22 protein-coding genes and 1 pseudogene are annotated in these 26,423 nt (G+C 53.1%); 11 read left to right on the plus strand and 12 right to left on the minus strand.

Going from position 1 to position 26,423, the window contains the following annotated elements:
• Window positions 1-358 precede the first annotated feature (358 nt).
• From ssuB to ssuE, 5 genes and pseudogenes are all read right to left on the minus strand, one after another.
• Window positions 359-1,138 (minus strand): aliphatic sulfonates ABC transporter ATP-binding protein, encoded by a 780-nt coding sequence (gene ssuB / locus ACI2I2_RS14780; protein WP_404658578.1) that lies wholly within the window; start codon window positions 1,136-1,138, stop codon window positions 359-361.
• Window positions 1,135-1,926 carry an aliphatic sulfonate ABC transporter permease SsuC gene (gene ssuC, locus ACI2I2_RS14785; protein WP_404658579.1) on the minus strand — a complete coding sequence of 264 codons (792 nt, stop codon included), beginning with the start codon at window positions 1,924-1,926 and terminating at the stop codon, window positions 1,135-1,137. Before ssuC ends, ssuB begins: the two co-directional genes overlap by 4 nt.
• A 9-nt stretch (window positions 1,927-1,935) precedes the next feature.
• Entirely contained in the window at window positions 1,936-3,081 is a 1,146-nt protein-coding gene (ssuD, locus tag ACI2I2_RS14790; RefSeq protein WP_404658580.1) for an FMNH2-dependent alkanesulfonate monooxygenase, read from the minus strand.
• A pseudogene (locus ACI2I2_RS14795) lies at window positions 3,041-4,052 on the minus strand (sulfonate ABC transporter substrate-binding protein). Before ACI2I2_RS14795 ends, ssuD begins: the two are co-directional and overlap by 41 nt.
• Window positions 4,045-4,620: an NADPH-dependent FMN reductase gene (ssuE, locus tag ACI2I2_RS14800; RefSeq protein ID WP_404658581.1), complete on the minus strand. Its 576-nt coding sequence runs from the start codon at window positions 4,618-4,620 to the stop codon at window positions 4,045-4,047. Before ssuE ends, ACI2I2_RS14795 begins: the two are co-directional and overlap by 8 nt.
• Before the next feature lie 235 nt (window positions 4,621-4,855).
• On the opposite strand from ssuE, the gene pyrD reads away from it, so the two are divergent.
• Both pyrD and zapC read left to right on the plus strand, forming a co-directional pair.
• Window positions 4,856-5,866, plus strand: a complete 1,011-nt coding sequence (pyrD, locus tag ACI2I2_RS14805; protein ID WP_404658582.1) for a quinone-dependent dihydroorotate dehydrogenase — start codon at window positions 4,856-4,858, stop codon at window positions 5,864-5,866.
• A gap of 167 nt (window positions 5,867-6,033) precedes the next feature.
• Complete coding sequence (zapC, locus tag ACI2I2_RS14810) at window positions 6,034-6,576, plus strand: cell division protein ZapC (protein WP_330984340.1); 543 nt, start codon at window positions 6,034-6,036, stop codon at window positions 6,574-6,576.
• Here zapC and ACI2I2_RS14815 read toward each other — a convergent pair.
• Entirely contained in the window at window positions 6,573-7,682 is a 1,110-nt protein-coding gene (locus ACI2I2_RS14815; protein WP_404658583.1) for a YcbX family protein, read from the minus strand. The genes zapC and ACI2I2_RS14815 overlap by 4 nt on opposite strands.
• A 93-nt stretch (window positions 7,683-7,775) precedes the next feature.
• Here ACI2I2_RS14815 and rlmKL point away from each other — a divergent pair, with 93 nt between their 5' ends.
• The 6 genes from rlmKL to rmf all read left to right on the plus strand — a co-directional run bounded on the left by rlmKL (window position 7,776) and on the right by rmf (window position 15,695).
• A complete protein-coding gene (gene rlmKL / locus ACI2I2_RS14820; RefSeq protein ID WP_404658584.1) occupies window positions 7,776-9,881 on the plus strand; it encodes a bifunctional 23S rRNA (guanine(2069)-N(7))-methyltransferase RlmK/23S rRNA (guanine(2445)-N(2))-methyltransferase RlmL in 2,106 nt (701 codons plus the stop codon).
• 12 nt (window positions 9,882-9,893) lie between these two features.
• Entirely contained in the window at window positions 9,894-11,798 is a 1,905-nt protein-coding gene (locus ACI2I2_RS14825; RefSeq protein WP_404658585.1) for an ABC transporter ATP-binding protein, read from the plus strand.
• Window positions 11,799-11,813: 15 nt separating this feature from the next.
• Window positions 11,814-13,067, plus strand: coding sequence for a membrane integrity-associated transporter subunit PqiA (gene pqiA / locus ACI2I2_RS14830; RefSeq protein WP_404658586.1), 1,254 nt, complete (start codon window positions 11,814-11,816; stop codon window positions 13,065-13,067).
• Window positions 13,068-13,071: 4 nt separating this feature from the next.
• Window positions 13,072-14,712: an intermembrane transport protein PqiB gene (pqiB, locus tag ACI2I2_RS14835; RefSeq protein WP_404658587.1), complete on the plus strand. Its 1,641-nt coding sequence runs from the start codon at window positions 13,072-13,074 to the stop codon at window positions 14,710-14,712.
• Window positions 14,709-15,272, plus strand: coding sequence for a membrane integrity-associated transporter subunit PqiC (gene pqiC / locus ACI2I2_RS14840; protein WP_404658588.1), 564 nt, complete (start codon window positions 14,709-14,711; stop codon window positions 15,270-15,272). The genes pqiB and pqiC overlap by 4 nt, the downstream gene beginning before the upstream one ends.
• Window positions 15,273-15,527: 255 nt before the next feature.
• Entirely contained in the window at window positions 15,528-15,695 is a 168-nt protein-coding gene (rmf, locus tag ACI2I2_RS14845; protein WP_054179110.1) for a ribosome modulation factor, read from the plus strand.
• 76 nt (window positions 15,696-15,771) lie between these two features.
• On the opposite strand, the gene fabA is transcribed toward rmf, so the two are convergent.
• Both fabA and ACI2I2_RS14855 read right to left on the minus strand, forming a co-directional pair.
• A complete protein-coding gene (gene fabA / locus ACI2I2_RS14850) occupies window positions 15,772-16,290 on the minus strand; it encodes a bifunctional 3-hydroxydecanoyl-ACP dehydratase/trans-2-decenoyl-ACP isomerase (protein WP_097163606.1) in 519 nt (172 codons plus the stop codon).
• A gap of 69 nt (window positions 16,291-16,359) precedes the next feature.
• Window positions 16,360-18,117, minus strand: a complete 1,758-nt coding sequence (locus ACI2I2_RS14855; protein ID WP_404658589.1) for an AAA family ATPase — start codon at window positions 18,115-18,117, stop codon at window positions 16,360-16,362.
• Window positions 18,118-18,301: 184 nt separating this feature from the next.
• Between ACI2I2_RS14855 and matP the strand changes: the two genes are divergently transcribed.
• Window positions 18,302-18,754 (plus strand): macrodomain Ter protein MatP, encoded by a 453-nt coding sequence (gene matP / locus ACI2I2_RS14860; RefSeq protein WP_404658590.1) that lies wholly within the window; start codon window positions 18,302-18,304, stop codon window positions 18,752-18,754.
• A 64-nt stretch (window positions 18,755-18,818) separates the two neighbouring features.
• On the opposite strand, the gene ompA is transcribed toward matP, so the two are convergent.
• Together ompA and sulA are read right to left on the minus strand one after the other, a co-directional pair.
• Window positions 18,819-19,880, minus strand: a complete 1,062-nt coding sequence (ompA, locus tag ACI2I2_RS14865) for a porin OmpA (RefSeq protein ID WP_404658591.1) — start codon at window positions 19,878-19,880, stop codon at window positions 18,819-18,821.
• A gap of 354 nt (window positions 19,881-20,234) precedes the next feature.
• On the minus strand, window positions 20,235-20,732 hold the full coding sequence (gene sulA / locus ACI2I2_RS14870; protein ID WP_404658592.1) for an SOS-induced cell division inhibitor SulA: 498 nt from the start codon (window positions 20,730-20,732) through the stop codon (window positions 20,235-20,237).
• Window positions 20,733-20,948: 216 nt separating this feature from the next.
• Between sulA and ACI2I2_RS14875 the strand changes: the two genes are divergently transcribed.
• Window positions 20,949-21,569 (plus strand): TfoX/Sxy family DNA transformation protein, encoded by a 621-nt coding sequence (locus tag ACI2I2_RS14875; RefSeq protein ID WP_404658593.1) that lies wholly within the window; start codon window positions 20,949-20,951, stop codon window positions 21,567-21,569.
• Here ACI2I2_RS14875 and yccS read toward each other — a convergent pair.
• Both yccS and ACI2I2_RS14885 read right to left on the minus strand, forming a co-directional pair.
• The gene (yccS, locus tag ACI2I2_RS14880; RefSeq protein ID WP_404658594.1) at window positions 21,557-23,692 is read right to left on the minus strand and encodes a YccS family putative transporter; all 2,136 of its coding nucleotides are present in this window, start codon (window positions 23,690-23,692) and stop codon (window positions 21,557-21,559) included. The two genes, ACI2I2_RS14875 and yccS, sit on opposite strands and share 13 nt — an antisense overlap.
• Before the next feature lie 17 nt (window positions 23,693-23,709).
• Window positions 23,710-24,156 (minus strand): YccF domain-containing protein, encoded by a 447-nt coding sequence (locus tag ACI2I2_RS14885; protein WP_330984354.1) that lies wholly within the window; start codon window positions 24,154-24,156, stop codon window positions 23,710-23,712.
• Between the two features lie 124 nt (window positions 24,157-24,280).
• On the opposite strand from ACI2I2_RS14885, the gene helD reads away from it, so the two are divergent.
• Window positions 24,281-26,335 (plus strand): DNA helicase IV, encoded by a 2,055-nt coding sequence (gene helD, locus ACI2I2_RS14890; protein ID WP_404658595.1) that lies wholly within the window; start codon window positions 24,281-24,283, stop codon window positions 26,333-26,335.
• Window positions 26,336-26,423: the final 88 nt, after the last annotated feature.

Consider the following 26,423-nt stretch of genomic DNA (forward strand, 5'->3'; position numbering starts at 1 on the left):
CTGTAAAGGCACGATGAGGTCTCTTCTGTTTTGTTAGCGCAACCAGTAGATCACACTTCATCGTGCTTTTCACTTTTGTGGGGATACCTCAGCCCTCAGGGAGAGGGGATCGTAAGGTGCGGGTTTTGATTTTCTCCCTCGTCCTGTGGGAGGGGATCGTAAGGTGCGGGTTTTGATTTTCTCCCTCATCCTGTGAGAGGGGATCGTAAGGTGCGGGTTTTGATTTTCTCCCTCGCCCTGTGAGAGGGGATCGTAAGGTGCAGGTTTTGATTTTCTCCCTCGTCCTGTGAGAGGGGATCGTAAGGTGCAGGTTTTGATTTTCTCCCTCGCCCTGTGGGAGAGGGTCGGGGAGAGGGCATCAGGCATTAGCCGATCTAAAACGTTTTACCTGTTGTTCCTCAGCCCCGCGTTTCATCACCCGATTCAACACCTCAGCCTCCAGTTCTGCCAGACGTACCGAGCCTTTTCGGCGAGGGCGTGGCAGATCAATCGTCAGATCTAACCCGATCTTTCCTTCTTCTATAAGCAGCACCCGATCGGCCATCGCCACCGCTTCGCTCACATCATGCGTCACCAGCAAAACGGTGAACCCTTGTTCCTGCCATAACGACTCAATCAGATCCTGCATTTCCAGCCGGGTTAGGGCATCCAGTGCGCCGAGCGGTTCGTCCAGCAATAGCAAACCGGGGCGATGGATCAGCGCTCTTGCCAGCGCCACGCGCTGTTTTTGTCCGCCGGACAAAGCAGCAGGCCACTCACCTGCACGTTCTTCCAATCCTACGGCCGCCAGAGCAGCAAGCGCATCGTTTCGCCAGTTGCCTTTCAAACCCAGGCCAACATTATCGATAACCGATTTCCACGGCAGCAGGCGTGCATCCTGGAACATCAGCCTTGTCTCCTGTTGACTGGCTGCGAGCGGCCCATTCCCTGCCAGCAATTCACCGCGATTAGGTTTTTCCAGCCAAGCCAATAAGCGTAAAAGCGTGCTCTTTCCACCGCCACTGCGACCGACTACCGCCACAAACTGACCGGCGGGAATATGCAGGTCGAGATCATTCAATACAACATTATTGCCGTACTGTTTGCCGATGTTGTTCAGCAATAAAGGAATACCGGGATTCAGGCGTGCCGTATTCATACCGTGGCCTCCTTCAGTTGATAAGCAGGGTTCCAGCGCAGCCAGACGCGTTCCAGCAGCTGCGCGCTAACATCCGCGAGTTTACCCAACAGCGCGTAGAGGATGATGGCGACCACCACCACGTCGGTTTGCAGGAATTCACGCGCATTCATGGCCAGATAACCAATGCCTGAGTTTGCTGAAATGGTCTCCGCAACAATCAGCGTCAGCCACATCAGGCCGAGGGCAAAGCGGACACCGACCATGGTGGAGGGCAGGGCACCCGGCAGGATTACATGCCAGAACAGGGCAAAACCTGACAGCCCGTAGCTTCTTGCCATTTCAACCAGCCCACGGTCAATATTACGAATGCCGTGCCAGGTGTTGATGTAAATCGGGAACAGCGTGCCGAGGGCGACCAGAAAAATCTTCGCACTCTCATCAATGCCAAACCACAGAATGACCAGCGGGATCAGCGCCAGATGCGGCACGTTGCGAAGCATCTGAATCGAGGTGTCCAGCAGCCTTTCTCCCCAACGGGAAAGTCCGCTGATAAGGCCAAGCACCAGGCCAATTGAGCCACCAATGGAAAAGCCTATCAGCGCGCGCCAGGAGCTGATCGCCAGGTGTTGCCACAGTTCACCGCTGGCGGAAAGGGTCCAGAAAGCTTCGACCACGCCCTCCGGCGAAGGCAAAATCCGGTTTGAGAGCCAGCCTGTTGAGGAGGCGATTTGCCAGACTACAACGATGCCCACCGGCAGCAGCCAGGGGGCAACGCGCAGCAGCCATTTATTAGCAGGCGTTGCCATAGGCTCTCCTTAACTCTGCGCGACTTTGCGCGGGATGAATTCGTTGGCGACTGCCTCACCCTGAATCTGCAACGCAGGCGGCTGAGGCACTTCAGGGATCGCGACATCTAAGTGAGGGAACAACAATTCACCCACTTTCCAGGCTTCTTCCAGATGCGGATAACCGGAAAGCACAAAGCTGTCGATGCCGAGTGCCGCATATTCATTGATACGCGCAGCCACCGTTGGGCCATCGCCGACTAAAGCCGTCCCAGCGCCGCCGCGAACCAGGCCAACTCCCGCCCACAGATTTGGGCTGATTTCGAGTTTCTCGCGCCGTCCGCCGTGTAGGGCAGCCATTCGTTGTTGCCCGACAGAATCGGTACGGGCGAACGCAGCTTGTGCTTTGGATATCGTGTCATCGTCGAGTCGCGAGATCAGACGGTCGGCTGCGGCCCAGGCTTCGGCGTTGGTTTCACGCACAATCACATGCAGGCGAATGCCAAAACGTACTTTTCGCCCGTGCTTTACCGCTTTCTCACGAACCTGGGCGATTTTCTCTTTCACCTGTTCTGGTGGCTCACCCCAGGTCAGATAGAGATCAACTTGTTCCGCAGCCAGTTCCTGTGCGACATCCGAAGACCCGCCAAAGTAAAGCGGGGGACGAGGCTGCTGTACCGGCGGGAACAACAATTTTGCCCCTTGTACTTTCTGGTATTTACCGTCGAAATCGACCGTTTCACCTTCCAGCAAACGTCGCCAGATATGGGTGAATTCCGCCGATGCCTCATAACGTTCGGTGTGGTCAAGGAACACACCATCAGCGGCCAGTTCTTGCGGGTCGCTGCCTGTAACTAAATTGAACAAGGCACGGCCGTTAGATAAACGATCCAGCGTTGCGGCCTGACGCGCGGCAACAGTAGGGGAAATCACACTTGGGCGTAGCGCGACCAGGAATTTCAGGCGCTGGGTTACCGGGATCATTGAGGCTGCTACCAGCCAGGCGTCTTCGCAGGAACGTCCTGTTGGGATCAACACACCGGTAAAGCCAAGCCTGTCCGCCGTCTGAGCAATTTGTTGCAGATAGCTATGATCGACAGGGCGAGCATTATCGTCGCTGCCGAGATAGTGACCGTCACCGTGGGTCGGTAAAAACCAGAACATATTCAGACTCATGATTTTGCTCCCTGGGCAGAAGTGGGTTGCCAGATACGGCTTTTGATATCGACCTTTTTCGGGACGAGGCGATTTTCGTAAAACAGATCAGCGGTTTGTTGCTGGCGACGTGCGGTTTCATCGCTGACTGGCGTAATTGAAGTCGGCGGACGGTGGCTGAGGTAACTGGCGATCACCGCTTCCGGCAGCCCCATCGTTTTGGCCAGCAGTTCAGTGCTCTGCTGACGTTGGCTGATTGTGAGTGCATCCGCCTGGGTGAAGGTATCGAGCACACCTTCAATAAAGGCCCCGTTCTTTTCAGCGTAAGGACGCGAGGCCAGATAGAACGAACCGGTTTGCTTCAGCTCACTACCATCGGTCAGCACACGGACACCGCCTTGCAGCAACGCGGCAGAATAGTACGGGTCCCAAATTGCCCAGGCGTCGACATTGCCTTGCTGAAAGGCTGCGCGAGCATCTGCCGGTGTCAGGTAAGTGGGCTGAATATCCGTAAACTTCAGGCCTGCCAGTTGCAGTGCGCGCAGCAGCAGGTTGTGTGAACTGGAGCCTTTCTGGAAGGCAACTTTATGGCCTTTCAGATCGGCCACGGTTTTGATGGGGCTGTTTTCCGGCACCAGGATAACTTCAGCTTTCGGCTTGGCGGGTTCAGCCCCTACGTACACCAAATCCGCCCCAGCGGCCTGAGCAAAAATAGGAGGAATATCGCCCGTGCTGCCGAGATCAATACTGCCAACGTTAAGCGCTTCCAGCATTTGTGGGCCAGCAGGAAACTCCACCCACGAAATTTTGGTGTTCGGATAGCGTTTTTCCAGCAGCTCGTGGCTTTTCGCCAGTACCATACTCACGCTGCCTTTTTGGTAGCCAATGCGTAACGCTTCAGGAGCAGGCTCCGCGGCGTGACTCCACGCGGAAAGCGTGAGTAATCCACTCAGGGCAAGGCTACGAAAACGAGGGCGAAACAGATTAAACATGGGCGACTCCTTGCTTTAAATGGAAAGCCGGGACGCGAATATCACGGCGATGCAGGGCTTGCCAGAAGGTTTCCAGCGCACTGTCGAGGCGTTTTTCAAGATTGGGACTGAACTGTGGCTTATGCTGATAATCCTGAACCTGACTGTCGTCGGCGAACACGCCGTGCAGGATTTCCTGAGCTTTCAGTGCACTGAGCACAGGTTTCAGCGCGTAATCCACCGCCAGCATATGTGCCACGGTGCCACCGGTTGCCAGTGGTAAAACAACTTTGCCTTCAAGGGCTCGCTCTGGAAGTAAATCGAGTAAGGTTTTTAGCGCGCCAGAAAAAGAAGCCTTATAGACAGGCGTCGACACAATCAGACCATCAGCATGCCCCAGTTGTTCGATGAGCGCCTGCAGGGCAGGGCTGTCGAATCGGGCAAAGAGCAGGTCTTCTGGTTCAAAGTTTTGCAGATGCCAGTGGCAGACTTCGACATCCACTGCCGACAGTTTTTCTCTGGCATATTCCAGCAAGGCGCTGGATCGGGAAGGAAAGCGCGGGCTGCCCGCTATCGTGATGACACGCATAATCGCTCCTTATAACCAAATGTTTGCTTTTATCTAACATTGATAACATTTGTTCGGAGTGTCGCAGAGGGGCAGGCGATCGCTAAATGATTTATCCGGCACTGGTTTGCTGAAAACTGCAAATAAGACAACGTTTGCGTAGAACCGTGTTTTTTTGCCGCAGGTCAATTCCCTTTCACGGTGAGATCACCCATAATACGCCCCCGGTTTGCACACCGGGAATCCAGGAGAGTTCATGTACTACCCCTTCGTTCGTAAAGCCCTATTCCAGCTCGATCCAGAGCGCGCTCATGAATTGACTTTTCAGCAATTACGCCGTGTCACCGGTACGCCACTCGAAGCGTTAGTCCGCCAAAAAGTGCCGTCAAAGCCGGTCACCTGTATGGGGCTGACGTTTAAAAATCCCCTTGGATTGGCAGCGGGTCTCGACAAGAACGGAGAGTGCATTGATGCCTTAGGCGCAATGGGTTTCGGTTCGATTGAAGTGGGCACCGTCACGCCACGTCCGCAGCCGGGTAATGACAAGCCGAGGATCTTCCGCCTGGTCGATGCCGAAGGGTTGATCAACCGCATGGGCTTCAATAACCATGGCGTAGATAACCTGGTTGAGAATGTTAAAAAGGCGCATTTTGACGGTATTCTGGGCATTAATATTGGTAAGAATAAAGATACGCCTGTTGAGCACGGTAAAGATGACTATCTGATTTGTATGGAAAAAGTCTATGCTTATGCCGGTTATATTGCGATCAACATCTCTTCGCCAAATACCCCAGGCCTGCGCACCTTACAATATGGTGAAGCGCTCGACGATCTGCTTTCAGCGATTAAAAATAAACAACAAGAACTCCAGGCGATCCACCATAAATATGTTCCTGTGGCGGTAAAGATCGCACCGGATCTTTCATTCGAAGAATTGATCCAGGTGGCTGACAGTTTAGTTCGCCATAATATCGATGGTGTTATTGCGACCAATACCACACTCGATCGTTCTCTCGTTCAGGGAATGAAACATTGCGATGAAATGGGTGGCTTAAGTGGTCGTCCATTACAGTTAAAAAGCACAGAAATTATTCGCCGGTTATCCGAAGAATTAAAAGGCAGTTTGCCAATTATTGGCGTAGGCGGCATCGATTCTGTGATGGCAGCCCGCGAGAAAATGGCGGCAGGTGCTACGCTGGTTCAGATCTATTCCGGGTTTATTTTTAAAGGCCCACCTTTGATTAAAGAAATCGTTACCCACATCTAATCTTTCCTGCGCAATTTTCAACCAGGGCTTTATTTCCTGCCCTGGTTGTTTTATATTCCCCAAATGTTGCTAAATTAAACTTTATGGTCTTTTCTTAATTCAGGCAAATAACGAAACGGGATTATGTTGTTCCAGGCACAGGATGCCTATGAGGACGGGGGAGAGAAATGCGAATTAAACCTGACGATAACTGGCGCTGGTATTTCGATGAAGAGCATGATCGAATGATGCTCGATTTAGCCAATGGCATGTTATTTCGTTCGCGTTATGCTCGCCGGATGCTGACACCGGATGCCTTTGATCCAACAGGCTTTTGTGTTGATGACGCCGCTCTCTACTTCTCGTTTGAAGAAAAATGCCGTGACCTCGAATTGTCCAAAGAACATCGCGCTGAGCTGATTCTTAATGCGCTGGTGGCCATCCGTTTCCTTAAACCGCAAATGCCAAAAAGCTGGCACTTCGTCGCGCACGGTGAAAACTGGCAACCGGTAACCGGCGACGCCGCACAGGTGTGGCTGAGCGATTCCGGTGAGCGAGTGAATCTGCTGGTTGTTGAACCGGGTGATAACGCCGCGCTTTGTTTGCTGGCACAACCGGGGTTGATGCTTGCCGGTCGTACCATGCAGTTGGGCGATGCGATTAAAGTGATGAATGACAGACTTCAGCCGCAGCCGCTGATGGACAGTCTCAGCTACGGCCAGGCGGTTTAACGCGCCAGTCTCAGGGCGGTTTTCGGCACGCAGCTACAGCACAGAATGGTGCCATCTTCCGCGACAGAGCTCTTTTTCAACGGGCTGACTTCTCCTTCCAGCAATGTAATTCGGCAACTGCCGCAAATCCCGGCTCGGCAAGAGTAGGGCACGCGAATGCCTTGCTGTTCCAGTTGTTCCAGTAAAACCTGTTGGTTATTCCCTTTGAACACTTCACCCTGCCAGTCGATATCGACCAGCTTATCGGTGGTGACATCAAGCTCAAATCTCTCTTCCGTTTCACCTGCGCCGTAGAGTTTTCCCGGGCCAATTTGCAGAATCTCCACTTCGTCACCGACTCGCACCACACCGCTGTTGCGGGCAATCAGGTTTTGCCCGAAATCGACATCGCCATTGTCCAGCGCGGTACGGAAGCTTTGTAGTGTTGTGAGGGGTTCGCCAGACGGGTGTTTTTGTCCCCTTTCCGGGCTGACCGTCGTGAACACGCAGCGGCTGCAAGGTTTTACCACATCAAACACGACTTCGCCAATGCGCACGACTTTCCAGGTGTCTTCTTCCCACGCTTTTGTGCCCGTCACGACCAGGTTCGGGCGAAACTGTTCCATCTGCACGCTGGCCGGGCATTTGTTCTGCAAATCACGCAGCGAGGCTTCAGTAGTGAGCAAATAAGGAAAACCATCGGCGAACGACAGCGGAACGGCATCAAAGCGTTTCACCCGACGCGACGGCTGCGCGCCGACCCAGCGCAGCTGAACATCGCGTTTGAAAAAGCCGGTAAGCCAAAGGTTGATGGATTCAGGGGCAATACGAGCCGTGAAGTGATTACCCCAGACTTCAGTCGGTGAGGCTTCCGCCGTAAAGTCATCAAAACGCACTACCGCCGAGCTGCCATCAGGTGCAGTGAGATGCAGCCCATCATGAACAGGAACGGGCGTGAAGCGCACCATCTGTGGATACTGGCGAGCGGTGATAAACGTTCCATCAGGTTCCGTTACCATGAAAATACGGTCAAAACTCATCCCGCTGATATCGGCCAGCGCGTGCGTGACGCCTATCCCCCGCATCGATTTAACTGGATGGATAAAGAGCCGTGATAACGTCGCCATTCCGTTGTCCTCTGTAAAGAAAAAAAGTCGCCCTCTATGAAGCCTATATTCGCTATAATGCGCAACAATTTTCTGTGAGTAATAAGTGACGATATGAATTCTCTGTTTGCCAGTACAGCCCGCGGGCTGGAAGAGCTGTTAAAAACTGAACTTGAAGGACTGGGAGCGACCGGCTGCCAGGTAGTTCAGGGTGGTGTCCACTTTGAGGGAGACACGCGACTGCTCTACCAGAGTCTGATGTGGAGCCGTCTGGCGTCGCGCATCATGATGCCGCTGAGCGAATGCAAGGTCTACAGTGACCTGGACCTGTATCTCGGCGTGCAGGCGATCAGCTGGACAGAGATGTTCAATCAGGATGCGACCTTCGCGGTGCATTTCAGTGGCGTGAACGAAGAGATTCGTAATAGCCAGTACGGGGCGTTGAAAGTGAAAGACGCCATCGTTGATGCGTTCACCCGCAAAAACCTGCCGCGTCCTAACGTGGATAAAGAAAACCCGGATGTGCGTATTAACGTGCGTCTGAATAAAGAAGTGGCGCACATTTCTCTCGATTTGAGCGGCGAAGGCCTGCACCTGCGTGGCTATCGTGATGCGACGGGTATCGCGCCAATCAAAGAAACGCTGGCTGCGGCTATCGTCATGCGTTCTGGCTGGCAGCCGGGCACGCCGATGCTCGACCCAATGTGCGGGTCCGGTACGTTGCTGATTGAAGCGGCGATGATGGCAACTGACCGTGCGCCAGGTTTACACCGCGGTCACTGGGGCTTTAAAGGCTGGGCGCAGCATGATGAGTCCGTCTGGCAAGAAGTCAAAGCCGACGCCCAAACTCGTGCGCGTGCAGGGCTTGCCGCGTATGAATCCCGTTTCTACGGTTCGGATATCGACAGCCGCGTGATTGAGCGTGCTCGCAGCAACGCCCGCCGCGCAGGGATTGGCGATCTGATCACTTTCGAAGTGAAAGATGTCGCTAAGCTCAGCAATCCGCTGCCGAAAGGCCCTTACGGTACAGTGGTCAGTAACCCGCCGTACGGTGAGCGTCTGGATAGCGAACCCGCGTTGATTGCCTTGCATAACCTGCTGGGCCGTATCATGAAGACTCAGTTTGGCGGCTGGAATTTGTCTCTGTTCAGCGCTTCACCTGATTTGCTGAGCTGCCTGCAGTTGCGTGCCGAACGCCAGTTTAAAGCCAAAAATGGCCCGCTGGACTGCGTGCAGAAAAACTATCATCTGGCAGAAACCGACGGCGCAGCACCTGTCATGCTGGCTGACGATTATGCCAACCGTCTGCGCAAGAACATGAAGAAACTGGAAAAATGGGCGCGTCAGGAAGGCATTGAATGCTACCGCCTGTACGATGCCGATTTGCCGGAATACAACGTTGCCGTTGACCGTTACGGTGAGTGGGTGGTGATTCAGGAATATGCTCCACCGAAAACCGTTGATGCGACCAAAGCTCGTCATCGCCTGTTTGATGTCATCGCGGCGACCATTTCGGTACTGGGCATTGCCCCGAACAAACTGGTACTGAAAACCCGTGAACGTCAGAAGGGGAAAAATCAGTACGAGAAGATGAGCGAGAAGGGCGAATTCATGCAGGTCAGCGAATACAACGCTCGCCTGTGGGTTAACCTGACGGATTATCTCGATACCGGTCTGTTCCTTGACCACCGAATCGCTCGTCGTATGCTGGGTCAAATGAGTAAAGGTAAAGATTTTCTTAACCTGTTCTCTTACACCGGCAGCGCCAGCGTTCACGCCGGTCTCGGCGGCGCGCGCAGTACAACCACCGTTGATATGTCTCGTACGTATCTGGAGTGGGCGGAACGCAACCTGCGCCTTAACGGCTTAACGGGTCGCCCGCACCGCCTGTTGCAGGCTGATGTGCTGGGCTGGTTGCGTGACGCCGATGAACAGTTCGACCTGATCTTTATCGATCCGCCAACCTTCTCTAACTCCAAACGGATGGAAGACACGTTTGACGTGCAGCGCGATCACCTGAAGCTGATGACCGATCTTAAGCGCCTGCTGCGCAAAGGCGGCACCATCATGTTCTCCAACAACAAGCGCGGCTTCAAACTTGACCACGACGGTCTGGCAACACTTGGCCTGAAAGCACAAGAAATCACCCAAAAAACGCTTTCACCGGACTTTGCCCGTAACCGTCAGATCCACAACTGCTGGCTGATCACTTCAGCCTGAAGGAAAGAATAAATGTCTTTAATTAGCATGCATGGCGCGTGGCTGTCATTCAGCGATGCACCGCTCCTGGACAACACAGAACTGCATATCGAAGATAACGAGCGCGTTTGTCTGGTCGGGCGTAACGGCGCGGGTAAATCCACGCTGATGAAGATCCTCAACCGTGAACAGGGTCTGGACGACGGCCGCATTATTTACGAACAGGATCTGGTGGTTGCTCGTCTGCAACAAGATCCGCCGCGTAATGTACAGGGCAGCGTCTATGACTTCATCGCTGAAGGGATTGAAGAGCAGGCAGAATACCTGAAGCGCTATCACGAGATTTCACATCTGGTGATGACAGACCCAAGCGACAAAAATCTTAACGAGATGGCGAAGCTTCAGGAACTGCTCGATCACCACAATCTGTGGCAGCTCGAAAGCCGTATCAATGAAGTACTGGAACAGCTGGGCCTGAACGCTGATATGCCGCTGAGCTCCCTTTCCGGCGGCTGGTTGCGTAAAGCGGCGTTAGGGCGTGCGCTGGTTAGTGGGCCGCGTGTGCTGTTGCTCGATGAACCGACTAACCACCTCGATATCGAAACCATCGACTGGCTGGAAGGGTTCCTGAAAACCTTCAAAGGCACCATCATCTTTATCTCGCATGACCGTTCGTTCATCCGCAATATGGCCACCCGTATTGTCGATCTCGATCGCGGCAAGCTGGTGACCTATCCGGGTAGCTACGATCAGTATCTGCTTGAGAAAGAAGAAAACCTGCGAGTGGAAGAACTGCAAAATGCCGAGTTCGATCGCAAGTTGGCGCAGGAAGAAGTGTGGATCCGTCAGGGAATTAAAGCGCGCCGTACTCGTAACGAAGGCCGTGTTCGTGCCCTGAAAGCCATGCGCCGTGAACGCAGCGAGCGTCGCGAAGTGATGGGCACTGCCAGAATGCAAGTGGAAGAGGCGAGCCGTAGCGGCAAGATCGTCTTTGAAATGGAAGATGTCAATTATCAGGTTGACGGCAAAGTGCTGGTGAAAGACTTCTCTGCTCAGGTTCAACGCGGCGACAAAATCGCCCTGATTGGCCCGAACGGTTGCGGGAAGACCACGCTGCTGAAATTGATGCTCAGCCAACTTCAGGCCGACAGCGGTCGTGTTCACTGTGGCACCAAGCTCGAGGTGGCCTATTTCGACCAGCACCGCGCAGAACTCGATCCGGATAAAACCGTGATGGACAACCTGGCGGAAGGTAAGCAAGAAGTGATGGTTAACGGTAAGTCGCGCCATGTGCTGGGCTACCTGCAGGACTTCCTGTTCCATCCGAAACGCGCCATGACGCCGGTGCGTGCTTTGTCCGGTGGGGAGCGTAACCGTCTGCTGCTGGCCCGTTTGTTCCTCAAGCCAAGTAACTTGTTGATCCTCGATGAACCGACGAACGACCTGGATGTCGAAACACTTGAGCTGCTTGAAGAGCTGATCGACAGCTATCAGGGCACGGTGATGCTGGTGAGTCACGACCGTCAGTTCGTGGACAACACCGTCACCGAATGCTGGATTTTTGAAGGCAACGGCAAGATTGGCGCGTATGTCGGGGGGTATCACGACGCTCGCGGTCAGCAGTCACAGTCATTGGCGAGAAAATCGTCAGTCAATACAACGACTCCGAAAGAACAGCCTAAAGCAGGAACTGTCAAACGCGCCAGTAGCAAACTAAGCTATAACCTGCAGCGCGAATTAGAGCAGCTTCCTCAGCGACTTGAAGAACTTGAGGCCAACCTCGAAGGATTGCAGGCCCAGGTTGCCGATCCTGCTTTCTTTAGCCAGTCTCATGACCACACTCAAGGGGTTCTGAGCGCCATGGCAGAAGCAGAGAAAGCACTGGAAACGGCTTTTGAGCGCTGGGAAGAGCTGGAAGCGTTAAAAAACGGCGGTTAATTTAGAGGAACGTTCATGTGCGATGATCATCATGCTGCGGGGCATATCCTCTGCCCACAATGCGATCTGCTGGTGGCCTTACCGCACCTTGAACACCGACATAAAGCGTCGTGTCCACGTTGCGGTACGACGCTCACCACGGAATGGGACGAACCGCGTCAGCGCCCAACGGCTTATGCCATTGTGGCGCTGTTTATGTTGGTACTGGCGAACCTGTTCCCTTTTGTGTACATGAAGGTGGGCGGGATCGGCAGTGAAATCGAGCTGCTGGAAATCCCGAAAGTTCTGTTTACGGAAGACTACGCAAGCCTCGGCACGTTTTTCCTGCTGTTTGTGCAACTGGTGCCTGCGTTTTGCCTCGTGACTATCATCATGTTGGTCAATCGGGTGCCTATGCCAGTCAAAGTGCAGGTCTTTCTGGCACGCATTCTTTTCCACCTTAAAAGCTGGGGCATGGCCGAGATTTTTCTCGCGGGCGTGCTGGTGAGCTTCGTCAAGTTAATGGCTTACGGCGATATCGGGGTGGGCAGTAGCTTCTTGCCCTGGTGTATGTTCTGTCTGCTGCAACTGCGTGCTTTTCAGTGTGTCGACCGTCGCTGGCTTTGGGATGATATTTCCCCGATGCCTGTGCTAGCCCAGCCCTTAAAAGTCGGTGTCACGGGCATTCGTCAGGGTCTGCGTTCATGCCCCTGCTGTACCGCCATCCTGCCTGCAGATGAACCTGTTTGCCCACGCTGTGAAACGAAAGGTTTCGTGCGCCGCAAACACAGCCTGCAATGGACGCTGGCGCTGCTGTTCACCTCCATCATCCTCTATCTGCCTGCCAATATTATGCCGATCATGATTACTGATCTGCTGGGTGAAAAACTGCCTTCGACAATTATTGCCGGGGTGGTGTTGCTGTGGAGCGAGGGGTCGTACCCGGTGGCCATGGTCATTTTCATCGCCAGTATTATGGTGCCGACACTCAAAATGATGGCTATTGGCTGGTTATGCTGGAATGCCAACGGCAATGGCACTCGCGACAGTGAGCGGATGCACCTGATTTATGAGGTGGTTGAATTTGTTGGCCGTTGGTCAATGATTGATGTGTTTGTAATTGCCGTACTGTCAGCACTGGTGCGGATGGGAGGATTGATGAATATTTATCCGGCGATGGGGGCAGTGATGTTCGCGCTGGTGGTTGTGATGACCATGTTCTCCGCAATGACCTTCGACCCGCGTCTCCTGTGGGATCGTGAGCCAGAATCAAGCCATGAGGAAAAGTAACACCATGGAAAATAAGAGTGGAGAGGCCAAAGTGCAAAAGGTGAAGAACTGGTCGCCGGTGTGGATCTTTCCCATCGTCACTGCGCTGATTGGCGCGTGGATCCTCTTCTATCATTACAGCCATCAGGGTCCGGAAGTGACGCTCATCACCACCAATGCTGAAGGTATTGAAGGCGGGAAAACCCGCATCAAGAGCCGCAGCGTGGATGTAGGCGTTATCGAAAGCACGACCCTGACAGACGATCTGACGCATGTTGAAATTAAGGCCCGCCTTAATTCTGGCATGGAGAAACTGCTTCACAGTGACTCGGTCTTTTGGGTCGTGAAGCCACAGGTTGGCCGCGAAGGGATCAGCGGGCTTGGCACGCTGCTTTCAGGGGCTTACATCGAACTTCAGCCGGGAACCAAAGGATCAAATCCTTCGCAGTTCCAGCTGCTGGATTCGCCACCGCTTGCGCCACCGGATGCGAAAGGGATTCGTATCTTGCTCGAAAGCAACAAAGCCGGGCAACTCTCGCCGGGTGATCCGGTGCTGTTCCGTGGTTATCGCGTTGGCTCGGTGGAAACCAGCAACTTTAACCCGGAAAAGCGCAATATCATTTATCAGCTGTTCATCAATGCGCCAAACGATCGTCTGGTGACGACCAACGTACGTTTCTGGAAAGACAGCGGTATTGCGGTCGATCTGACCTCGGCGGGCATGCGTGTTGAAATGGGTTCCCTCTCGACGCTCTTTGGCGGCGGGGTGAGTTTTGATGTGCCAGATGGATTGGATCTCGGCGAACCGGTGGCGAACAAAACGGAATACCACCTGTTTGACGATCAGAAAACCATTCAGGACTCTATCTACACGCAGCACATCGACTACGTGATGTTCTTTAAAGATTCTGTTCGTGGCCTGCAGCCGGGCGCACCTGTCGAGTTCCGTGGCATTCGCCTGGGCACCGTCGGGAAAGTGCCGTTCTTTATCCCAGGACTGCATCAGCGTCTGAATGATGATTACCGCATTCCGGTACAAATTCGCATTGAACCAGAGCGTCTGATTAATCAGCTTGGCGGTGATACGGATGTGCGGGCGCACATCGATGAATTGATGAATCGTGGTCTGCGTGGCTCGCTGAAAACGGGTAACCTGGTGACCGGGGCGCTGTACGTTGATTTGGACTTCTATCCGAAAGCCGAACCACGCGGTAAATTCCGTGAATTTGGTGGCTACGCGATTATTCCAACGGTCAGCGGCGGTCTGGCGCAAATTCAGCAACGCCTGATGGAAGCCCTGGATAAGATTAACAATCTGCCAATCAACCCGCTGCTTCAGCAGGCAACCAACACCCTGGCAGAAAGCCAGACGACGATGAAACATGTTCAGACGACGCTCGACAATCTGAACAAGATCACCAGCAGCCAGTCGATGCAGGACTTGCCAGCAGACATGCAGAAAACACTGCGTGAGCTGAATCGCAGTATGCAGGGCTTCCAGCCGGGCTCCGCGGCGTACAACAAGATGGTGGCGGATATGCAACGTCTGGATCAGGTGCTGCGTGAACTGCAGCCTGTGCTGAAAACGCTGAATGATAAGAGCAACGCGTTGGTGTTTGAAGCGAAGGATAAAAAGGATCCGCAGCCGAAGAGGGCAAAAGAATGAAAAAATGGCTACCTGTGGTAATGGCTTGTCTGCTGGCCGCGTGCAGCAGCAGTGGTGATAACAAGACTTACTATCAGCTGCCTGTGCCTCAGGCTGGCGTGCAGAGCACAGCCAGCCAGGGCGGGCACCTGTTGTGGGTTGAACAGGTCAATATCCCTGATTATCTCGCGGGTAACGGCGTGGTCTATCAGACCAGCGAAGTGCAATATGTGATTGCTAATAACAACCTGTGGGCCAGCCCGCTGGATCAGCAGTTGCGTACTACGCTGGTGGCGAACCTGAGCAATCAGTTGCCGGGTTGGGTTGTGGCTTCTCAGCCGCTAGGGACAGAACAGGACACGCTTAACGTCAACGTTAGCGGCTTCCACGGCCGTTACGACGGCACCGTGGTGGTCAGCGGAGAATGGCTTCTGAATCATCGTGGACAGCTGATTAAACGCCCATTCCACATTGAGATGAAACAGCAGCAAGACGGTTACGATGCGATGGTTAAACTGCTGGCTCAGGCCTGGGAACAGGAAGCGAAGGCGATTGCACAAGAGATGAATCGTCTGCCATAAGCAAAATTAATCATCTCTAAAACCGCAGCAGAAGCGATTCTGACTGCGGTTTTTTTGTTTTTGCCTTCAGTTTGTTAGTTGTCCTGGCTCACAGTTTTTGTACAAATGAACTTCTGGGTAGCTCACAAATATGACACTGGCGTGAATTTTGCGCATTGACGATGTGGCGGATTCGGGTTATTCGTTATGTGTGGTTGCACATTTGGTGACCATTGTTTTCTTTTCCACCAGATCAAAAAATGAGGGAAACGAGGCATGAAGAGACAAAAACGTGATCGCCTGGAACGGGCACATCAACGTGGGTACCAGGCTGGCATCGCTGGCAAATCAAAAGAAATCTGTCCTTATCAGACCTTGAATCAAAGGTCTCACTGGCTGGGAGGCTGGCGAGAAGCCATGGAGGACAGGGCAGTAATCGCCTGATGCTGTCTCTTTAAAACAAAGAAGCCTCTGCGTGCAGAGGCTTCGCCGTTCTTAAGTCAGAAAATGACGCAACGGATTAGAACGCAGAAGTGTCCTGGAACAGACCCACTTTCAGATCGGTTGCTTCATAAATCTTGTGACCATCAACCAGCACTTCGCCATCCGCAATACCCAGGATCAGACGACGGTTGATGACGCGCTTGAAGTGAATGCGATAAGTCACTTTCTTCGCGGTTGGCAGGATTTGGCCGGTGAATTTCACTTCGCCCACACCCAACGCACGGCCTTTGCCTTCACCGCCAAGCCAGCCGAGGTAGAAACCAACCAGCTGCCACATCGCATCCAGGCCGAGGCAGCCAGGCATTACCGGGTCGCCAATAAAGTGGCAACCGAAGAACCACAGGTCTGGATTGATATCCAGCTCTGCTTCCACGTAGCCTTTATCAAAGTTACCGCCCGTTTCGGTCATCTTAATGACACGGTCCATCATCAGCATGTTGGCTGACGGCAGCTGCGGGCCTTTTTCGCCAAACAGTTCACCGCGACCGGAGGCAAGAAGGTCTTCTTTTGTATAGGATTCGCGTTTATCTACCATGTTTTCAGTAAGCCTTATTTTGAGTTCGCGACGCAGGATAGCTAACACGTGTACGCTGAACAAGTCCGATCAGTTCGACTGGAACCAACCCAACCAGCGCAGTGGCCACGGACGATGCCGGGTATCTTGCTGATTTGCCTGAGCAATACGCTCCTGAATGGTTTGCAGAAGCGTTGTCTGGCCTTCTTCATCCCAGACCAATTGTGTTAACAATGGCAGGGCATCCGCCACATCATCGATGGCCCACAGAGAGAACTCTCCGGCTTCAACAGCTTGCTGAACATCCTGAGCAAGGCTGAGATGACGGACGTTGGCCGCAGGGATAATGACCCCTTGTTTGCCCGTCAATCCACGTTGCTGACAGATAGCGAAGAATCCTTCGATTTTCTCATTCAGGCCGCCCACGGGCTGAACACGCCCGAACTGGTCGACAGAACCCGTAATCGCCAGGCTTTGATTAATCGGCACACCGGAAAGGGCACTGATTAAGGCGCAAAGCTCAGCCATGGACGCACTGTCACCATCGACTTCGCTGTAGGACTGCTCGAACGTCAGAGACGCTGAGAAAGGAATCTGCTGCTCAAGCCCCAATTCAGCCATTAAAAAGGCCTGCATGATCATCATGCCTTTCGCATGGATGTTGCCGCCCAGTTCCGCTTTCCGCTCGATATCGGTGAACTCGCCGTCGCCAATGTGCACCACACAGCTAATACGCGATGGCTCACCAAATGCGCGAGGGTGGCCTGGAAACTCCACCACGGACAGGGCGTTGATTTGACCAATCTGCTCGCCCTCGGTCTCAATGAGGATTTGCTCCAGCAGGATTTCGTCCTGCATGCGCTCAGCAAGGTAGCCTTCACGCCACTGACGCTGATTGAGCATCGTGGCGAGTTGTTCTGCCGTAAAGGCATCTCCTTCACAGAACGCAGCTGCTTCACGCAGCTGGCGGCCAATCCACAACGGGCACAGAGGCAATGTCTGCTGATCGCCAGTGTAGCGAGCACCTTCCTGAATGAGCAGCGGCCAGGCATCCGTTGCCGGCCCCGGAAGATTCAATCCGTGAGCGACATGCCATATCCACTGACACCAGCTTTTCAGCGCTTCTTCATCAACGATTTGCAGATTGTCTTCATATTCACTGTAGATGGCTTTTTCGCATAACTCCGGTTCCATCTCCTGAAAATCAGCCAGTGATTCTCGCTCACCGACCAGCATCACTTTGAGCGATAACGGCATGGAAGGGATGGAGACAGGCAGAGGGCGCGAGTCATCGAAGGTCAACCAGTCAAAACGCTGCTGCGAAACAATGTTTTTCAGACGCATCCAGAGGAGAGGCTGTGAAAGCAAAGTTCGCAGAGAAAGAATCAACACCCCACCGTTAGCCTGATGAACAAGGCCAGGTTGCAGTGAAATTTCGCCATTGAATTGACGCACGCAGCCGAACAGCTGTTCAGCTTCAACCCAGTCCGCCTGAATCACTGGCCCCTGGCTTGCGAAGTTATCCGTTTGGCTGGTCGCTACGGTCTGGCTAACCTGAGCACCATGAATGGTGTAGCTCACACCATGAAGTGCTTCAGGAACCTTTCGCAGCTCACGCGTAGCATTCGCCAACAGCGCGAGGTATTCAGGCTCTTCAGGCGCCTTGACCAGCAGAAAATCGGAAATGGCTTGTGGGTAGAGGAACTGGTCCAGCGCATAATGCAGACGGGCCTGCAGTTCGCCGGGTAAGGAATCGGTTTCGGTTGCCAAATCTGGCTGGGTAAACAGCGTCTGATAAGCCTCGAGATCGGGGACAAGATCGCGCTGTGAAAGTTTAGTAATCGTCAAAGTCGCTGTTTTTTAGTCAGATGTAAAGCGGGTGATTATACCTCAAGGCGAGAGTGAGCACACGGGGATTAGCGGGCAACTTTCAGAGCGGGGGTAGCCTTACGCCGGAAGGGTGATTTCTTCTCAGCACATCAGCAAAAACCTGTTATTCTGAAATGAGTTACACGGTCACATTGGGATCGCGATGAAATATCAACAACTGGAAAACCTTGAAAGCGGCTGGAAATGGAAATACCTGGTCAAAAAACACCGGGAAGGCGAGTTGATCACCCGCTACATTGAAACCAGTGCCGCGCAAGAAGCCGTAGAGATTCTGCTGACGTTTGAGAATAAACCTGTGCAGGTCAATGAGTGGATTGAGCAGCACATGAATCCTGCGTTGTTCAACAGAATGAAGCAGACTATCCGCGCACGCCGCAAACGGCACTTCAATGCAGAACATCAGCATACCCGCAAGAAGTCTATCGATCTGGAGTTCATCGTCTGGCAACGGTTGGCTGGTCTGGCTCAAAGAAGAGGGAAGACACTCTCAGAGACCGTCGTGCAGCTGATTGAAGATGCGGAAAATAAAGAGAAGTACGCGAGCAAGATGACCACACTGAAGCAAGATTTGCAGGCATTGCTCGGAAAAGAATGATAGTTACGGTGAATGAAGCATAAAAAAAAACCCCGCATTGCGGGGTTTTTTATTAGACGAGAACTTAAGCCTGAGGCTGAGTTACAACGTCTTTGATACCTTTAACTTCGATCTCTACGCGACGATCTGGTGCCAGGCAGTCGATCAGTGCAGCGCGAGCTTTCACGTTGTCACAGGTGTTACCAGTCACTGGGTTAGATTCGCCCATACCACGTGGGGAGATCTTGTTAGCCGGGATACCTTTAGATACGAGGTAATCGACAACAGACTGAGCACGTTTCTCAGACAGTTTCTGGTTGTAGGAATCAGAACCGATACGGTCGGTGAAGCCCAGAACAACAACGGAACCGTCTTTAGGATCCAGGTTGCTCAGCTGGGTGTACAGCTGATCCAGTGCCTGCTGACCTTCTGGTTTCAGGGTTGCTTTGTTGAAGTTGAACAGAACGTCAGACTTCAGAGTGAAGTGCTTGGTCTGTACTTCTGGAGCTGGAGCCGGAGCTGGAGCTACGATTGGAGCTGCAACTTCACCCTGGCCGAAGCGGTAAGAAACACCTAAGCTCAGCATGCCGTTGTCTGGACGTACGCCAACGGTACCAGCGTCACCGATGTTGTTAACCCACTGGTATTCCAGACGGGTAGCGATGTCGCGGGTCATTGCCCACTCAACGCCGCCAGCGAATACTGGGGAAACACCAGTGTCGTGGTTGTCGCCCTGAGCTGGGTTGTTGTTGCTGGAATCTGCACGCCATACCATGCCGCCCAGACGGGTGTAGATGTCCAGATCGTCAGTTACCGGGTAACCCAGTTTAGCAGTCAGCTGAACGCCCTGAGCTTTGAATGCGCCGTTCTGGATGGAGCCTTTGTAAGGCATACGACCCAGCCAGTCATAACCCATTTCGAAGCCAACATACGGGTTTACCTGGTAACCACCGAAAGCACCAGCGCCAAGCTGGGATTCGTGGGTTGGGCCGTTGTTGTTCAGGGAGCTGTTATACCAACCGGTATCGTGGAACTGGGACCAACCCAGCTTACCACCTGCATACCAGGTGTTATCTTTCGGTGCGGCCTGCGCTACGGTAGCGAAGCCAGCCAGTGCCACTGCAATCGCGATAGCTGTCTTTTTCATTTTTTGCGCCTCGTTATCATCCAAAAATCGCCATGAATATCCATGTAGAAGTTCACGGTTAAATCCTTCACCGGGGGCGGGACCTAATTCATAAGTACGCCATATCTGTGGCTTAAGCCGATCACCCCTGGCGATGTAAAGTCTACAACGTAGTTGGAAACTTACAAGTGTGAACTCCGTCAGGCATATGAAAAAAAAAGAGTTGTATACACAATATTTAACATTTATGTTGAATTTTTGTACATCAAAAAATGCCGGGAACCGCACCAGACAAGCATTGTGCTAAAATTGCCCCTGTAAATGAAAGGGCTATCGTTCGCGCAAAAAAAATACCAGGAAAAATCCTAAATTCACTTAATGATACAAATCAGAGTGAATTTTCAGGCCGGAAAACTGTCTCGATGGCTGAGAAGTGGTTCTTACGGGGCGCATAATGAACCCCATTGCGTTACCTTCTTCGGCGGCATCCGCCAGGCGAAGATGCTCTTCTTCTGTTAACTCTTCTGAAACCCAACCGATCACCACGCTATAGTTTCCGGTGCGCAGTGCCCGAACCATGCTATCGAGCGTTGAACCTGGAGACATCTGGCTAACCTGCATGAGTTTAGACAAAGGCAGGCCGGATGCCTGCACCCATTGACGGCTTAATTTCTGCTGAGGCGTTAACCACAGCTGCCAGCGTTCCTGCTGACCAAGTTGCTGTAAAAGCGGCAGTAACAGAAGCTGGGTCATCATTGGCTGATCTTCACGATACAGCACTTCGCTGATAAGCCCAGTGGTACTGTGCTGTTGCTGACGAACTGCGGCTGCAGAAGCCATTGCGTTGCGATTTGCATAACCTGAAGTGTACATAATGTGTCCCGCCCTGTGGGTTACTGTATGAATATACAGTATACCCGGTGAACCTAAAGATCAACCTCATTTTCTGAAAGCGCCTCGCAAAATTGCACAGATCCTTTTGCGGACGATAAGAACATCTTGCCCCTGCATATGAAGTTCCCTATGTTTCTCATTAGCGGATCCGTTAAAAAAATGACTTCTTTAACCCCATGATTACAGGAAAGAATCATGAAAAATATGACGTATAAACGGATCTATGAATCTGAAGAATGTTTGTCTTCTCTGGGAAGTATTCATCACCGGCAGTTGTTCGGAGGCTACAGCCTTTCCATCGACGATACGGTCTTTGCGATGGTCGCACACGGGGAACTTTATCTTAGGGTCTGTGAGCAAGAGGCGGGCTATGAGGTGACACCACAGAGGTTGTTGACCTTGAGCAAGCGGGGACGTCCGGTATCGCTGAATTATTACCTGGTTGATGAAAGCTTGTGGGGCGATCCGCCTCTGCTGTTGCAGAAGTCGGCACAGTCGTTACAGGATGCCCGCAATGAGAAAACGCAGCGGGACAGTTCGCGGCGCATGAAGCAACTGCCGAACATCACTTATCAGCTTGAAATGCTGCTGCATGAAGTCGGGATCCACGATCCTGAAATGCTGAAAGCGCTGGGTTCCGCTACCGTCTGGTATCGGCTGCGCTGTGTCCGCAAGGATTTAAGCATCAGCGTGCTGTTTGCTTTGGAAGGCGCCATTCTGGGCATACATGCCGCCATTATTCCTGAAACCCGCCGACAGTATCTCCAGGCATGGGGGGAGATGCTGCTGGCGGGGAAAGGAAACTACGACGAGTGAGGAGCGACCTGTTGCTGGAGACGACAAATCTCCGGCAGCAGGTTAACCATCAATCCTATCTGCTGGACCACCAATGAGGCTTTTGTCTCGGTCCCCGGGTCGAGATCACGAATACGCTGCAATAAGCCCATTAATGCAGCCTGCACGCGGTGCTCATCCGTTGGGCGTTGATGAAACGCATCATCAACATAACAGACGGCATCATCGAGCAGCGCCAGAATGTCCTCGTTGGTGAGCTTTTCCCGGTGAGCGCCCAACGCCGAGATATAGCTGGTCAGCGTATGGTTCAGGCACAGCAAGCGGAAAGCTGATTCACGCATATCGGCGGTTGCTCTCGGCTCCGTCGACATATTGGACACCACGGAAGCGAGTTCCGCATCACGATTATGCGCATCGCGTCGCGCAATTCGATACGCCAGACGGTTATCCCGGCCCTGATGATATTGCTCAAGAATCGCATCCAGATAGCGACAGTTTGCATCCAGCGCCCGACCAAGCACGATAGGCAGATTGCGAAACTTCCAGTCTGGCCAGATAAAACTCACTGCGGCCCAGGCGATTGCACAGCCAATGAGCGTATCAATAATGCGGGGCAGAGCGACCTCAAATCCTTCACCCAGCAAATTGAAGCACAGCAAAACCAGCAGGGTGATGAACATGGTGGCATGTGCATACTGGACATTTCGGAAGGCGAAAAACAGCACACCTGTCACCACGATCAGCAGCAATTGTCCTTCCACCGAAGGCACCAGCAGCAGAACCGGCAGCCCGATAGCGACCCCAATTAACGTGCCGATCACTCGCAATGCCAGACGATGGCGTGTTGCGTTGTAGTTTGGTTGGCAAACAAACAGGCTGGTGAGCAATATCCAGTAACCGTGATTTAACCCGGTGAACTTAATAAACGCATAGCCCGCGCATAACACCAGCGACATGCGTACGGCATGGCGGAATAAGGCTGATTCAGGTGAAAAATTGCGGCTCAACCTGAGCCAGACATCACTAAATCCATGCAAACGATCGTCGGCGAGCTGGGTTTCAGATTCACTCTGCGGCAATGCCAACTGCTGCTCGGATTCGATGGTCGCCAACTGAGCATCAATGGCTCGCAGATTATTGAGCAGGTATCCCAACGCTTTCACTTGCTCTTTATCGCCACCATTTGCGGTCACGCGATCCAGAGCCGCATCAAGATGTGCAAAAGCTCTTTCGAAGCGAGGATCGTGCTGATAAGGCTTACGAAGAAGAATCGAACGGGAAAGCTGCTGACAGGCCTGAGATTGCATAGAAAGCAGGCGCTGGAAGCGGAACATGATGTCGCTGTAGCGGAAGTTATCCCGTAACGGCTGATATTGCACGTGCGATGAGCTGGCTCGCTCATGGATATCCTGCGCAGCAAAATAGTAGTGCAGAGTTCGCCTCGTCCCTCGTTGCCCGCGGTCGCCACGCAAGCGGGTCAATAAGGTCGCTTTGGTCTGATTTAACGTCGCCACCAGCTGACCATTAGCCATAGCCAGTTCGACAATCGGTTCCTGTGACTGGTCTTCAATATCGGGGTCGAACAGGCGGGATTTCAGCTCCAGGTAATGGGCTAACTGGTCAAAGCTCCGCGCCAGGTTGTCCTGTAAAGGACGGATTGGGAAGATCAGGTGCCCGGTCAGGGTGAGCAGGTTGTACCACACGGCACCCGCCAACAGCAGCAAAGGTTGCTGATACCAGTGCTCGTAAAGCGAAACGCCGAGCATCGTATAAATGGCTATCAGCAAAGCACCAAAAGCGATGGTCGCATAACGCTGCCCAAGCCCGCCGAGTAAAATAAAGCCGCTGGTAGAGAGCGTCAGCCCTAACGCGAAAGCCCACGGCCACGGGAAGAGCAATTCAACCGAAGCCGACGCAATAAAGAAGCAAACCAGGGTAATCACGAGATTACGCAGGCGGCCCGCCAGACGGTCGTCCAGATCAGCAAGCGCCGCGGCGACCACGCCCAGCGTTAAAGGAATGGTCAGTTTGACCTCGCCCAGCCACCAGGGCACGGCGGTTGTTCCGCACAGGGCGATGAAGATCCTGACGTTATAGAGCCAGTTACTGTTCCAGGTATAGCGTTGCAATAAGGGACTTAGCATACGGCAGTCAGTTCCCGTTACTGAAAGCGACGACGAGCATTGGCTTCACGCGCGGCGCGAGCGGTCTCAACAGAAACCACGCGACGGCCCACCGGCCACAGTGCAATGGCTGCAATTTTGAAGTTGGCGATGCCCACAGGGATGCCAATGATGGTAATACACTGGGCAATGCCTGCCACGATGTGGGTCAGACACAGCCACCAGCCAAACAGCACAAACCACAACACGTTAAGCAGCGTGCCTCCGGTGTTCATCAGTGCGCTTTTCTCATTCGGATTAAGTTCATCGACATGAACGGCTTCGTTACCAAACGGAAACAGTGACAGCCGGGTGATTTCCCAACAGGAACGTGTCAGAGGCAAAGTGACAATCAGCACGATGCTGACCACTGTTGCCAGGAGCCAGCCGAGGGTAGTGGCAAAACCGCCCAATACAAAATTCAGAATATTCAAAATGGTACGCATAAGACCTCTGTTCAGTCCTGTGAAAAAGAAGACCTGACGATTGTAACGTGTTTTTGCGCTGGAGCACCTGGTATCTGGCGGTTACACTGTCAGGGATAAGTCTAAACCCGGGATTTGGCAAGACATGGAACTAAAAGCAACTGCGCTCGGCAAGCGAATGGCGCAACATCCCTACGATCGGGTCGAACTTCTTAACGCTGGCGTGAAAGTGTCGGGCGATCGTCATGAATACCTGATCCCTTTTAATCAGTTGGCTGCCATTCATTGCAAGCGAGGGCTGGTCTGGGGCGAGCTGGAGTTCGTGCTTCCGGATGATAAAGTCGTGCGTTTGCACGGCACGGAATGGGCTGATACTCAGCGTTTCCACCATCATTTGCAAACCCGCTGGCAGCAGTGGAGCGACGAGATGAGCGCCATTGCGGCAGGTGTGTTGCAGCAGCAACTGGCCGTGATTTCTGACCACAGTGCCGAAGGCAAATGGCTGACTCGGGAAGCGGTGGCCCAGTTAAAACAAAAAATTCTCACCTCCCTCGAAGCCTTACCGGTTCCCGTAAGCCGCCTTGAAAGTTTCGATAATTGTCGCGAGCTTTGGGCCCAATGTCAGGCGTGGTTGAAAGATCTCAGCGCCACCCGGTTGAAGCACAACCAGGCGTATACCAAAGCCATGCTTGCTCAATATTCCGGCTTCTTTGAACACATCGAATCTTCACCGCTCAATAGCGCTCAGGCACGAGCAGTGGTGAATGGTGAACGTTCGTTACTGGTTTTGGCTGGCGCAGGAAGCGGGAAAACTTCCGTGCTGGTGGCGCGTGCAGGATGGCTGCTGACCCGAGGTGAAGCGGCTCCTGACCAAATCTTACTGCTGGCGTTTGGCCGAAAAGCGGCACAAGAGATGGATGATCGCATCCGCGAACGCCTTAATACGGAAGCTATCAGCGCCAAAACGTTCCATGCTCTGGCCCTGCACATCATTCAGCAGGGCAGTAAAAAAGTGCCCGTTATCACTAAGCTGGAGAACGATACTCAGGCCCGTCAAAAACTGCTGACCCGGTGCTGGCAACAGCAATGCAAGGAGAAAAAAGCGCAGGCGAAAGGCTGGCGGCAGTGGCTTGAAGAAGAAATGGCCTGGGACGTGCCCGAAGAAGACTACTGGCACGACCCGAAAATTGTGCGACGCATTGGCGCTCGTCTTGACCGTTGGGTCAGCCTGATGCGCATGCATGGCGGCTCGCAGGCCGAGATGATCGAAGGCGCCCCAGAAGAGATACGTGATCTGTTCGGTAAACGCGTCAAACTCATGGCACCGTTGTTAAAAGCCTGGAAGACGGCGCTGAAAGAGGAAGGGGCGGTCGATTTCTCCGGCCTTATCCATCAGGCCATTAACGTGTTAGAGAAAGGCCGTTTTGTCAGCCCCTGGAAGCATATTCTGGTCGACGAGTTTCAGGACATCTCACCGCAGCGAGGGGCGCTTCTTGCTGCCTTACGCAAGCAAAATTCACAAACCACGCTGTTTGCGGTAGGTGACGATTGGCAGGCCATCTATCGTTTCAGCGGCGCACAGCTCTCATTGACCACGGCTTTTGAACACTATTTTGGTGAAGGCGACAGCTGTGCCCTGGACACCACCTACCGCTTCAATAGCAGGATTGGCGAGATTGCGAATCGTTTTATCCAGCAAAACCCGCATCAGCTCGCAAAACCGCTGAATAGCCTTTCTGCGGGTGATAAAAAAGCGGTGACCCTGTTGCCTGACGATCAACTGGATGCGCTTCTCGATAAATTAAGTGGCTTTGTGAAACCGGAACAGCGGATCCTGATCATGGCTCGCTATCATCACCTCAAGCCCGCAGCGCTGGAGAAGGCCGCCACCCGCTGGCCGAAACTGCAGATCGACTTTATGACCATTCACGCGAGCAAAGGGCAACAGGCCGATTTTGCTATCGTGCTCGGTTTACAAGAAGGGCAGGATGAGTTTCCGGCCCCGGCGCGAGAGTCCATCATGGAGCAGGCGTTATTGCCTCAGCCGGAAGACTTCCAGGATGCGGAAGAAAGGCGTTTGCTGTATGTGGCGATGACCCGCGCGCGGGAACGGGTTTGGCTGCTGTTCAACAAACAGCAACCTTCGGTGTTCGTCGATATTCTGAAACACCTGGACGTACCGGTGGTGCGTAAACCTTAAAAGAATCCCATCAGCAGAGTAACACCGTTATTTTAAGACCGAGATATCCGGGGCGACCACCGGGTTTGGCGTCCCTCCGGGAACCAAA

The organism is Scandinavium sp. NPDC088450, assembly GCF_044900545.1.
Lineage (GTDB): Bacteria > Pseudomonadota > Gammaproteobacteria > Enterobacterales > Enterobacteriaceae > Scandinavium.

Excerpts from the sequence above, each read along its gene's own strand:
- pqiB (WP_404658587.1), top strand. The coding sequence starts at position 13,072 with ATGGAAAATAAGAGTGGAGAGGCCAAAGTGCAAAAGGTGAAGAACTGG.
- ompA (WP_404658591.1), bottom strand. The coding sequence starts at position 19,880 with ATGAAAAAGACAGCTATCGCGATTGCAGTGGCACTGGCTGGCTTCGCT.
- pqiA (WP_404658586.1), top strand. The coding sequence starts at position 11,814 with ATGTGCGATGATCATCATGCTGCGGGGCATATCCTCTGCCCACAATGC.
- yccS (WP_404658594.1), bottom strand. The coding sequence starts at position 23,692 with ATGCTAAGTCCCTTATTGCAACGCTATACCTGGAACAGTAACTGGCTC.
- sulA (WP_404658592.1), bottom strand. The coding sequence starts at position 20,732 with ATGTACACTTCAGGTTATGCAAATCGCAACGCAATGGCTTCTGCAGCC.
- ssuD (WP_404658580.1), bottom strand. The coding sequence starts at position 3,081 with ATGAGTCTGAATATGTTCTGGTTTTTACCGACCCACGGTGACGGTCAC.
- ACI2I2_RS14885 (WP_330984354.1), bottom strand. The coding sequence starts at position 24,156 with ATGCGTACCATTTTGAATATTCTGAATTTTGTATTGGGCGGTTTTGCC.
- ACI2I2_RS14875 (WP_404658593.1), top strand. The coding sequence starts at position 20,949 with ATGAAAAATATGACGTATAAACGGATCTATGAATCTGAAGAATGTTTG.
- matP (WP_404658590.1), top strand. The coding sequence starts at position 18,302 with ATGAAATATCAACAACTGGAAAACCTTGAAAGCGGCTGGAAATGGAAA.
- zapC (WP_330984340.1), top strand. The coding sequence starts at position 6,034 with ATGCGAATTAAACCTGACGATAACTGGCGCTGGTATTTCGATGAAGAG.
- fabA (WP_097163606.1), bottom strand. The coding sequence starts at position 16,290 with ATGGTAGATAAACGCGAATCCTATACAAAAGAAGACCTTCTTGCCTCC.
- ssuE (WP_404658581.1), bottom strand. The coding sequence starts at position 4,620 with ATGCGTGTCATCACGATAGCGGGCAGCCCGCGCTTTCCTTCCCGATCC.
- rmf (WP_054179110.1), top strand. The coding sequence starts at position 15,528 with ATGAAGAGACAAAAACGTGATCGCCTGGAACGGGCACATCAACGTGGG.
- pqiC (WP_404658588.1), top strand. The coding sequence starts at position 14,709 with ATGAAAAAATGGCTACCTGTGGTAATGGCTTGTCTGCTGGCCGCGTGC.
- ssuB (WP_404658578.1), bottom strand. The coding sequence starts at position 1,138 with ATGAATACGGCACGCCTGAATCCCGGTATTCCTTTATTGCTGAACAAC.
- ssuC (WP_404658579.1), bottom strand. The coding sequence starts at position 1,926 with ATGGCAACGCCTGCTAATAAATGGCTGCTGCGCGTTGCCCCCTGGCTG.
- helD (WP_404658595.1), top strand. The coding sequence starts at position 24,281 with ATGGAACTAAAAGCAACTGCGCTCGGCAAGCGAATGGCGCAACATCCC.
- rlmKL (WP_404658584.1), top strand. The coding sequence starts at position 7,776 with ATGAATTCTCTGTTTGCCAGTACAGCCCGCGGGCTGGAAGAGCTGTTA.
- ACI2I2_RS14815 (WP_404658583.1), bottom strand. The coding sequence starts at position 7,682 with ATGGCGACGTTATCACGGCTCTTTATCCATCCAGTTAAATCGATGCGG.
- ACI2I2_RS14825 (WP_404658585.1), top strand. The coding sequence starts at position 9,894 with ATGTCTTTAATTAGCATGCATGGCGCGTGGCTGTCATTCAGCGATGCA.
- pyrD (WP_404658582.1), top strand. The coding sequence starts at position 4,856 with ATGTACTACCCCTTCGTTCGTAAAGCCCTATTCCAGCTCGATCCAGAG.